Genomic DNA, 3468 nt, shown 5'->3' on the forward strand with positions numbered 1-3468 from the left:
GGTTGCTAACGCGAGTTCGTAGATTCGCAGCGCTGGGTGAACTGCGCGGCTTCGAGCTTGAGCAAAAGCGTCATTGCCTACTTGTAGGAGCGGCGCAAGCCGCGACCGCGAACCGACCCATCGCGTCGAACATCGCAACCGATACGCCCCCACCAATCACCCATCAATCAAACGCAAACGCATCCAACGCCAACGACCCCATCTCATGCGACCGATGAATCGTCCGCACCCCGGGCGCCTCGCCAGCCGCGCCCATCGCCACGAACAGCGGCATTAGATGCTCCACGGTCGGATGCGCATGCCGCGCATTGGGCGCCTGCGCTTGCCAGTCCAACAGCGCCGCATGATCGCGCGCCGCCAATTTCTGATGCATCCACGCACTGAACTCCGCCGCCCACGCCGGCATCGATGCATCGCGGTGCTGCCAGTCCAGATCGCCCAGGTTGTGCACGAACCCGCCCGAGCCGATCACCAACACCCCTTCGTCCCGCAACGCCGCCAAGGCTTGCCCGACCGCATAGTGCTGCGCCGCCGTCCCATGCGGCATGACCGACACCGGCACCACCGGAATATCGGCCTGCGGATACATACGCCGCAGCGGCACCCATACGCCGTGATCGAGGCCATGGTTGTCGCGCAACTTGGCGTTGAGCCCGGCATCGACCAGACGCTGGGTGATCTGCTCGGCCAGACGCGCATGCCCCGGCGCCGGGTACTGGATCTGATACAGCGGCTGCGGAAAGCCGCCGAAGTCGTGCACGGTGTGCGGCCGGTCGTGGCCGCCGATCATCGGCCGGTCGGTCATGAAATGGGCCGAAGCGATCACGATCGCGCGCGGCCACGGCAGCTGCTGGCCGAGCTGATCGAGGAAGCGCCCGGCCGGCGAATCCTCCAGCGCGAGCATCGGCGAACCGTGGGAGAGAAACAGCGTGGGCAGACGAGTAGGGATGTCCATGCTTAGCAGGGTGATCCTCGCCGGAGCGATTTCCAAGTTGGACGGCTGTGCCTGATCGTTCTGTAATTGCGATCAATTCGCATCAAGGGCGATGATTGTTGAAGCCCGAGCCGGTCCAGAAACGATGCACGATCGGCCCGCACCACGCTCGCGCCGGACCCGCCGCCGCCCCGCGCCGCCCGAGTCTGGCAAAATAGCGGGCTAACTCACCCGTCCGCAGGCCCCCGTACCCATGAGCCACTTCGACATCCGTTCGACCGTCCGCCCCGATCCCGACAAGCCGATGGTCGACATCGCCGACTACGTCGCCGATTACCAGATCGATTCGAAGGAAGCCTTTGATACCGCGCGCTACATGCTGCTCGACTCGCTGGCCTGCGCGGCGATGGCGATGGACCATCCCGAGTGCGTCAAGCACCTCGGCCCGCTGGTGCCCGGCGCCGGCATGACCGGCGGCGCGCGCGTCCCGTACACCGCGCACGAGCTCGACCCGGTCCAGGCCGCCTACAACATCGGCGTGCAGATCCGCTGGCTCGACTTCAACGACACCTGGCTCGCGGCCGAATGGGGCCACCCGTCCGACAACCTCGGCGCGATCCTCGGCGTCGCCGACTACCTGGGCCGCAAGGCCGAGGCCGAAGGCGGCAAGGCCATGACCGTGCGCGACGTGCTCGGCCACGCGATCAAGGCGCACGAAATCCAGGGCGGCTACGCGCTCAAGAATTCGTTCAATCGGGTCGGCCTGGACCACGTGATCCTGGTGCGGCTGGCTTCGACCGCCGTCACCACCCAGATGCTGGGCGGTAATAAGGAAGCGATCGTGACCGCCGTGTCGCACTCGTGGATCGACAACGGCGTGCTGCGCACCTACCGCCACGCGCCGAACACCGGCCCGCGCAAGAGCTGGGCCGCCGGCGACGCCTGCCGCCGCGCCGTCACCCATGCGCTCAACGCCGTCAAGGGCGTGGTCGGGTATCCCAGCGCTTTGAGCGTCAAGACCTGGGGCTTCTACGACATCGCCTTCAAGGGCAAGCAGTTCGAGTTCGAACGCCCGTTCGGCAGCTACGTGATGGAGAACGTGCTGTTCAAGATCAGCTTCCCGGCCGAGTTCCACGCCCAGACCGCGGTCGAGTGCGCGATGAAGCTGCACGATCAGGTCAAGGACAAGCTCGACCAGATCGAGCGCATCGAGATGGAAACCCAGGAAGCCGGCGTTCGCATCATCGACAAGACCGGCCCGCTGGCCAACTACGCCGACCGCGATCACTGCCTGCAGTACATGGTCGCCGTGCCGCTGATCTTCGGCCGCCTGACCGCCGACGATTACGTCGACGCCGTCGCCGCCGATCCGCGCATCGACGCGCTGCGCGACAAGATGGTGGTGAAGGAGAACGAGCAGTTCACCAAGGACTACTTCGACCCCGACAAGCGCTACATCGGCAACTCGGTGCAGGTGTTCTTCAAGGACGGTTCGTCCACCGAAAAGGTGTCCATCGACTTCCCGATCGGCCACCGCAAGCGCCGCGCCGAGGGCATCCCGGTGCTGATGGCCAAGTTCGAAGCCGCCGTGCGCGCCAAGCTGCCGGCCGCCCAGGCCGACCGCCTGCTGGCCCTGGCCAACAACCCGGCCGAACTCGAAGCCCTGCCGGTGACCGAGTTCATGGCGCTGTTCAGCCAGGCTGGCAAGTAAGCCGTCAGGCCCGACCGCCGATTGCACACCTTATAAGTGCAGTTCCGCGCTGAACGGGTCGCCCTCGCGAAACTGAACGCAGGGCGACCCAGTCTCAGAATTCACGGAACTCGGTCGAATGTTAGACGCTTGTTAACACCGCTTTCACGTTGGCAAACCTACTCTGCGCGGGATGGCGTCGTCCAGGCGACCGTCCTGAACGGTAGAAACCTCGCAGACGCGGTTTCCATAATTTTTAGAACCAGGAGCTACAACAATGAATAAGAAACTCCTCTGCGCCGCCCTGCTGGGTGGCCTGAGCCTCGCGCAGGTCGCCAGCGCCCAGGACTTTGACGACCGTTGGTACCTGACCGGCTCGGCCGGCATGAACATCCAGGACAACGACCGCGGCACCCGCAATGCTCCGTTCGGCGCGATCGGCCTGGGCAAGTTCCTGAACAAGAACTGGTCGCTCGACGGTGAGCTGAACTATCAGAACCCGAAGTTCGACGCCAACCAGGANCGCCAACTGGAGCCAGTACGGCATCTCGCTGGACCTGCGCCGCCACTTCGTCACCGAAGGCCGCAACTGGAACCCGTACCTGCTGATGGGCCTGGGCTACCAGCGTTCGGAAGAGGAATATTTCATTCCGTCGCCGCTGTCGCCGGGTAACCGTAAGGACGGCAACTTCGCCGCCAAGGTCGGTCTGGGCGTGCAGGGTGACCTGGGCCGCGTCGGCATCCGCACCGAGCTGGCGTACCGCGCCGACTTCGACGACCAGAGCGTGAACGCGCCGCAGGAAGACTGGTTCGGCGACGTGCTGGCTTCGGTCGGCATCATCGT

At 64.9% G+C, this 3468-nt stretch carries 2 protein-coding genes and 2 pseudogenes; 3 read left to right on the top strand and 1 reads right to left on the bottom strand.

Annotated features, from left to right (window positions below; all coding sequences use genetic code 11):
* Positions 1–163: 163 nt before the first annotated feature.
* Entirely contained in the window at positions 164–955 is a 792-nt protein-coding gene (locus tag ASD86_RS12345) for a class III extradiol ring-cleavage dioxygenase (RefSeq protein ID WP_082578305.1), read from the bottom strand.
* 232 nt (positions 956–1187) lie between these two features.
* On the opposite strand from ASD86_RS12345, the gene ASD86_RS12350 reads away from it, so the two are divergent.
* The 3 genes and pseudogenes from ASD86_RS12350 to ASD86_RS27820 all read left to right on the top strand — a co-directional run.
* Positions 1188–2645, top strand: coding sequence for a bifunctional 2-methylcitrate dehydratase/aconitate hydratase (locus ASD86_RS12350; protein ID WP_056110842.1), 1458 nt, complete (start codon positions 1188–1190; stop codon positions 2643–2645).
* A gap of 286 nt (positions 2646–2931) precedes the next feature.
* A pseudogene (locus ASD86_RS27815) lies at positions 2932–3146 on the top strand (hypothetical protein); the annotation flags it as partial.
* 1 nt (position 3147) lies between these two features.
* A pseudogene (locus tag ASD86_RS27820) lies at positions 3148–3468 on the top strand (hypothetical protein); the annotation flags it as partial.

Origin of the sequence: Lysobacter sp. Root690 (assembly GCF_001427785.1) — a bacterium.
Lineage (GTDB): Bacteria > Pseudomonadota > Gammaproteobacteria > Xanthomonadales > Xanthomonadaceae > Lysobacter.

Coding starts and splice junctions, on each gene's coding strand:
- ASD86_RS12350 (WP_056110842.1), top strand. CDS start 1,188: ATGAGCCACTTCGACATCCGTTCGACCGTCCGCCCCGATCCCGACAAG.
- ASD86_RS12345 (WP_082578305.1), bottom strand. CDS start 955: ATGGACATCCCTACTCGTCTGCCCACGCTGTTTCTCTCCCACGGTTCG.